Origin of the sequence: Streptomyces chengmaiensis (assembly GCF_029846775.1) — a bacterium.
GTDB classification, from domain to species: Bacteria; Actinomycetota; Actinomycetes; order Streptomycetales; family Streptomycetaceae; genus Streptomyces; species Streptomyces chengmaiensis.
Genome location: NZ_JARWBG010000009.1, coordinates 46,151 through 51,508, shown reverse-complemented (window position 1 = coordinate 51,508; position 5,358 = coordinate 46,151). Strand labels below are relative to the sequence as shown.

Sequence of the window (5,358 nt, the reverse complement as noted above, 5' to 3'; positions counted from 1 at the left end):
CGTGAGTTCCCTGCCGAGCCTCGTACGCGGGGTCGGTGAAGTCGAATGACGGGGGTTATCGAACCGGGGCGACGGCGGCGGGGCGGCCGGGGAGGCGGTCCCCGAGGGCGTGGTCCGCCGGGAGGCCGTCCTGTGCGTGCCCGTTCTGCGCGTGCCCGTTCTGCGCGTGGGGGTCCTGTGTCCGGGCGTCCTGTGCGTGCACGTCCTGTGCACGCAGGGCGTGCTGCGCCCGGGCGAAGTCCACCACCTGCGCGGCCATCGTGGTCAGCTGGTCCCGGATATGCCGGTCGTCGCACTCCCCGGCCTCCGTGAAACGCGCCGCGGCGGTGCTCACGGCCACGCCCAGCGGGGTGTTCCAGCCGCGCAGCGCGTGCGCCGCGTCGCGCAGCGCGCCCAGTGTGGTCACAGCTCCCTGCCAGCCCTGCCCCACGGCCACACAGCCGACGGCGCGCCCGCTCATATACGGCCGTACGTCGTCGCGCAGCTGCTCCAGGTGATCCAGCGCGTTCTTCAGCAGCCCGGACACCGTTCCGTGGTACGCGGGGCTCGCGAGGACGACTCCGTCCGCCGCGGCAACCTCCGCCAGCAGTCTGCGCGCCGCGGGCCGCCGTCCGGCCGCGGTCCGCGGGTCGAACAGGGGCAGCTCCAGTTCGGCGCCGCCCACCAGGCTGACCTCCGCCCCCAGCCGCGCCGCCTCGCCCAGCACAAGCCGCAGGGCCCGCTCCACCGTGGAGCCGGGCCGCGAGGACCCTCCGATCCCCACCACCTTGACGGACTTCTGCATGACGACCCCCGTTGTCGTGTGCGGTCCCGTCATCCAGGACCGCCCACAGCCTTGGCCACGGAAAACTCCTTGGTCAACGTTCCGCTGACGGTGATTCCGATGCGGGCCATCGGCGATTCCGATGGCCGGTGAGCAACCCCTCGCCGGGGCGGCCCGGGAGAGATCGGGGGCCCGCCCCTTCCCGAAACCGGGGGGCAAGCCCCCAGCCCCCCGTACGGCCTGAAGGCCGTGTCCTCAAACGCCGGACGGGCTGGACTCTCCAGCCCCTCCGGGCGCTTGAGCAGCAGAGGTCCGGGGGCGGAGCCCTCGTAGATCAAGCCCCGTCCGCCGGCCGTCACGGGGCCCCGTCCCCGGTGACGGAGCCCGCTCCCTCTACCCGGCCAGCGCCAGCCGGTCCTGTGACATGAACCGGGCCGTCTCGTCGATGAAGGCCCGCATCTCGCGGGTGACCTGCCGGCCGCGCCGCCAGGCGATCTGCGTGTACACCTCGAACGGCGGCTGCCAGTCGAGCACCGCCAGCGTCCCGGCCGCGACGGCGTCTGCCACCGCGATCTCGGGCAGCACGCCGACCCCCAGTCCGGCGGCGACACCGCGCTTGATCGACTCTATGGTGCCGAACTCCAGCAGCGGCACGGCAGACGCCCCGGCCGCGCCGGCCAACTCCGCCTCCAGCAGCGCCCGGTAGGAGCAGCCGGTCTCGGGCGCCAGGACGTGCGTCGTCCGCAGGTCCCGCGTGGTCACGAGCGGCAGCCCGGCGAGCCGGTGCCCGGCGGCCGCGACCGCCACCAGCCGTTCCGGCCCCAGCACTTCCGCCCGCACTCCGGCGAAGTCGGTCTCCGCCTCCATGAAGAACCCCATGTCGAGGGTGCCCTGACGCAGCGCCTCGCAGGTCTGTGCGCAGGAGCCCGGCCGCAGGGCGAGCTGGAGCAGCGGATACCTGTGGTGGAAGAACTCCAGGACCGGCGGCATCCGGTACGAGGTCAGGCTCTCCACGGCGCCGACGGTGAGCGGTCCGGAGGGCTCGGACCATCCGGTCGTCTCGTCACGGGCCTCGTCGACGAGCGAGAGAATCCGTTCCGCGTACGGAATGAGCCGCTCCCCGGCGGGTGTGAGCCTGATCCGGCCGCGCAGGCGCTCGAAGAGCTCCACTCCCAGGCTCACTTCCAGGCTCTTGACCTGGGCGGTCACACTCGACTGGGCGTAGTTCAGCTCGGACGCGGCCCGGGTGAAGCTCAGCAGTGTCCCGACGCGGTGGAAAGTGGTCAGCTGTCGTAAGTCCATATGGTCCCCCGTGTTCCCCCATGGTTCACTCCCCGTGGCTCACTGCCATCCCATGTCGCCCTCCGCGGCCGGCGACTCCGGCTCGGAGTCCGCCTGCGGCAGGGCGATCTGAGCGCCGGGCAGCGGCGCGGCGACGGCGGCGGCGGCGGGCACGACGAGCGTCGCGGCGGCGAGGGCGGTGAGTGCGGCGGCCTTGGCGACACGTGCGCGGAGCATGACGTACATCCTTCCGGTACCGGTTCCCCGGTGGGGACGGCAGCTGCGGTGAATCCTTTTGGCTTTGGCGGGGTCGTCCGCCGCGCATTAGCATCGCCGCACGTGAGGCGTGTGAGAAGGGAGAACGGTTGGCCCCATTGGGCCTTGGCCCAATCAGGCCATGGGGCCAGGGGATCGCTTCCAGCCTCCCGCGCCCGGTCTTCGCACCGCGCACGCTCACGCATCGGCGGACTGGAGGACGGGGGCCCTCATGCTGGAACTGCTGGGACTGGATGCTTTCACCGAGGCGGTCTACCGGGCGATGCTCGCCCGGCCCCGCGATGACGCCGCGGCGCTCGCCCGGCATCTGGGGGCCTCGGAGGAGAGCGTCCGAGGGGCCTGGGACCGGCTGGCCGAGCTGTCGCTGATCCAGTTCCCGCAGGCAGTGCCGTCGGCCTCCGGAAGCCCGCACACACCCCGGCCGATCAGTCCCGAACTCGGCTTCGACTACCGGCTCGCCCAGTTGCAGGCGGAGCTGGCCAGGAACCGCCAGCGCATCTCCGCGGCACGGGCCACCGCCTCCCGGCTCCTCACCGAGTACGCCGAGTTGCAGGCCCCCAACTGCCCGGTCGCGGTGGAGCACCTCCCGGACGTGGCGCAGGTGCGCGCCCGGCTCGCCGCCCTGTCCGAGACCGTGGAGCGGGAGGTGATGGCCTTCGCCCCGGGCGGAGCGCAGACCGAGGCGAACATGATGGCCGCCCGTCCGCTCAACGAGTGGCTGCTGGGGCGTGGCGTGGCCATGCGGACGGTCTACCTGGACAGTGTGCGCAACGACCCCGCGACGGTCGCGCACGCCCGCTGGCTGACCGAACTGGGCGGCCAGGTCCGCACGGTCGCCACCCTTCCGATCCGGCTGACCCTCATCGACCGGGAGGCGGCGGTCGTCCCGGTCGACAGCGAGGACAGCGCCCAAGGCGCCGTCGTCCTGACGGGGCAGGGACCGCTCACAGCGCTGTGCACCCTGTTCGAGGTGGTGTGGGAGACGGCGCAGCCCCTGGGGCAGACGTCCCGCCGGGGCGGCGGGGACGAACTCGACCGTCAGGAGGCCGCCGCTCTGCGCCTGCTCGCCGAGGGCCACACGGACGAGGGCATAGCCAAGCGCCTGGGCCTCTCCCACCGGACCGCACGCCGGATAGCGACGGTCCTGATGGAGCGCCTGGGCGCGCGGAGCAGGTTCGAAGCGGGGGTGCGAGCGGTCCAGCGGGGCTGGCTGCCCAGGGACCTGTGACGACGAGCGGGTGCTGAGCGCTATGCGCCGCGGGCGCTCAGCGGACGCATGTCGGTCCAGACGTCGTCCACGTGCGCGAGGCACTCCTGCCTGGTCCCCGAGAACCCGGCCTCCCGCCAGCCGGCGGGCAGTTCCCTGCCCTCCGCCCAGATCGAGTACTGCTCCTCGCCGTTGAGCACCACGACGAATCGGTCGACGTCGTCGTTCCGGACCACGCCCCACCTCCAGGGATGACTTGGACAACGTCCCAAGGCTGGGTCGCCGCGCGCGTCCGGCGCAAGGCCGACCCCATGGAAGGTCCCGAACGCCCGGATCGATTCCTTCGATTACATCTCAGGACCGCTCTGACCGCAGGCGGGTCTCCAGGCCGTCCAGCACCCGCTCCAGCCCGTACTGGAAATCCCTCTCCCGGGCGGCCCGGGGGTCCTTGCCCCGCTGCTGCGCATAGCTCTCGCGCAGACGGGGGTAGGCCAGGGCGGCCTGTTCCGCCGCGGGCCACAGCTGCTCCACCCACTCCTGCTCGTCCTGGCCGCTGCGGGCCAGAACCGTCAGCCAGGCGGCCTCGCTCGTCGCCATGCCCGTGACATACGCGATGAGCGTCGCCGCCGCCGGGGACGTCATACGGCTTGCGAAGATGCACCTCGACGGCGGCCTCGCCGAGGACGGCGCCCGACTGCTCGCTCACAGCGGCGTCCGCGCGATGCAGCGCCGCGAGGTCGACGTGCCCGACAAGTGGACGGTCAGCGCGGACGGCTGGGGTCTGGGCTGGACCCTCTACGACTGGTTCGGCGCGCCGGGCTTTGGGCATGACGGGGCGTCGATCGGACAGCACGGCTTCCTCCGGGTGGCGCCTGAGGCGGGCGTCGTGGTGGTGCTGCTCACCAACGGCGGCGACGCACGACGGCTGTACGAGGAGCTGTTCGGCGAGCTGCTGCGCGAACTGGCCGGGGTGCGGATGCCGGAGCCGTTCGGGCCGCCCGCGCAGCCGCCCGCCGTGGACCTCGCTCCGCTGACCGGGGTATACGAGCGGGAGGGCGTGCGCATCACCGTCAGCGAGCAGCAAGGCGCGGGGCGTCTGGTGTACGAGTTCGTCGGCGGGATGAAGGACTTCTCGCCGCCGCTGGAGATGGACCTCGTGCCCGTCGCGCCGCAGGTGTTCGCGGGGCCGGGCTCCGGGGCGTACAGCGCGGACTGGATGCCGGTGGTGTTCTCCACGCTCGCAGACGGCACGGGATGCGTGTACATCGGCATGCGGGCGGCGCCGAAGGTCGCCTGATCCCGGGGTGTGCGAGGAGACCCGCCCGCGGCCTGGTGCGGCGGGGCGGGCCCCTCGGGGTGAGCGCTCAGCCCGAGGCTCGGGCGTCGGCCTGCGTGCCAGCGGTAGATCCTGGACAGGTGTCCATGTAACCTGGACATCTGTCTATGAGATCGAGGGCGTGGGTATCCGATGCAGACGACTGCGAATGTGCTGGTCGGCCTGGTGGCCGCACTGCACCTGTACATCCTGGTTCTGGAGATGTTCCTGTGGGAGAAGAAGCCGGGCCGTGAACTCTCCGGCTTCGACGCGGCCCTGGCCCGCGCCACCGCCCCGCTGGCAGCCAACCAGGGCCTCTACAACGGGTTCCTGGCGGCCGGACTGGTGTGGGGCCTGATCGCAGGGGACCCGACCGGATTCCGGGTCCAGGTCTTCTTCCTCGCCTGCGTGGTCGTCGCCGGGCTGTACGGCGGGTTCACCGCGAACCGGCGCATCCTCGTCGCGCAGGCGCTGCCCGGGGCTCTGGCGCTCGCCGCCGTCCTGCTGGCCCGGTGA

General features: G+C 72.3%; 8 protein-coding genes. 3 read left to right on the top strand and 5 right to left on the bottom strand.

The window, feature by feature from the left end:
• Window positions 1–55: 55 nt before the first annotated feature.
• From QCN29_RS10500 to QCN29_RS10490, 3 genes are all read right to left on the bottom strand, one after another.
• Window positions 56–784, bottom strand: a complete 729-nt coding sequence (locus QCN29_RS10500; protein WP_279927538.1) for an NADPH-dependent FMN reductase — start codon at window positions 782–784, stop codon at window positions 56–58.
• A gap of 372 nt (window positions 785–1,156) precedes the next feature.
• Complete coding sequence (locus tag QCN29_RS10495; protein ID WP_279927537.1) at window positions 1,157–2,065, bottom strand: LysR family transcriptional regulator; 909 nt, start codon at window positions 2,063–2,065, stop codon at window positions 1,157–1,159.
• A gap of 39 nt (window positions 2,066–2,104) precedes the next feature.
• Window positions 2,105–2,281, bottom strand: coding sequence for a hypothetical protein (locus QCN29_RS10490; RefSeq protein ID WP_279927535.1), 177 nt, complete (start codon window positions 2,279–2,281; stop codon window positions 2,105–2,107).
• A gap of 250 nt (window positions 2,282–2,531) precedes the next feature.
• On the opposite strand from QCN29_RS10490, the gene QCN29_RS10485 reads away from it, so the two are divergent.
• Window positions 2,532–3,548, top strand: a complete 1,017-nt coding sequence (locus tag QCN29_RS10485; RefSeq protein WP_279927533.1) for a helix-turn-helix transcriptional regulator — start codon at window positions 2,532–2,534, stop codon at window positions 3,546–3,548.
• 20 nt (window positions 3,549–3,568) lie between these two features.
• On the opposite strand, the gene QCN29_RS10480 is transcribed toward QCN29_RS10485, so the two are convergent.
• Both QCN29_RS10480 and QCN29_RS10475 read right to left on the bottom strand, forming a co-directional pair.
• A complete protein-coding gene (locus tag QCN29_RS10480) occupies window positions 3,569–3,763 on the bottom strand; it encodes an MbtH family protein (RefSeq protein ID WP_240136170.1) in 195 nt (64 codons plus the stop codon).
• 118 nt (window positions 3,764–3,881) lie between these two features.
• Window positions 3,882–4,124: a TetR/AcrR family transcriptional regulator C-terminal domain-containing protein gene (locus tag QCN29_RS10475; RefSeq protein WP_279927532.1), complete on the bottom strand. Its 243-nt coding sequence runs from the start codon at window positions 4,122–4,124 to the stop codon at window positions 3,882–3,884.
• On the opposite strand from QCN29_RS10475, the gene QCN29_RS10470 reads away from it, so the two are divergent.
• Complete coding sequence (locus QCN29_RS10470; protein ID WP_318036704.1) at window positions 4,123–4,824, top strand: serine hydrolase; 702 nt, start codon at window positions 4,123–4,125, stop codon at window positions 4,822–4,824. The genes QCN29_RS10475 and QCN29_RS10470 overlap by 2 nt on opposite strands.
• Before the next feature lie 171 nt (window positions 4,825–4,995).
• Complete coding sequence (locus tag QCN29_RS10465) at window positions 4,996–5,358, top strand: DUF1304 domain-containing protein (protein ID WP_279927531.1); 363 nt, start codon at window positions 4,996–4,998, stop codon at window positions 5,356–5,358.

Excerpts from the sequence above, each read along its gene's own strand:
- QCN29_RS10475 (WP_279927532.1), bottom strand. The coding sequence starts at position 4,124 with ATGGCGACGAGCGAGGCCGCCTGGCTGACGGTTCTGGCCCGCAGCGGC.
- QCN29_RS10485 (WP_279927533.1), top strand. The coding sequence starts at position 2,532 with ATGCTGGAACTGCTGGGACTGGATGCTTTCACCGAGGCGGTCTACCGG.
- QCN29_RS10490 (WP_279927535.1), bottom strand. The coding sequence starts at position 2,281 with ATGCTCCGCGCACGTGTCGCCAAGGCCGCCGCACTCACCGCCCTCGCC.
- QCN29_RS10495 (WP_279927537.1), bottom strand. The coding sequence starts at position 2,065 with ATGGACTTACGACAGCTGACCACTTTCCACCGCGTCGGGACACTGCTG.
- QCN29_RS10500 (WP_279927538.1), bottom strand. The coding sequence starts at position 784 with ATGCAGAAGTCCGTCAAGGTGGTGGGGATCGGAGGGTCCTCGCGGCCC.
- QCN29_RS10470 (WP_318036704.1), top strand. The coding sequence starts at position 4,123 with ATGCCCGTGACATACGCGATGAGCGTCGCCGCCGCCGGGGACGTCATA.
- QCN29_RS10465 (WP_279927531.1), top strand. The coding sequence starts at position 4,996 with ATGCAGACGACTGCGAATGTGCTGGTCGGCCTGGTGGCCGCACTGCAC.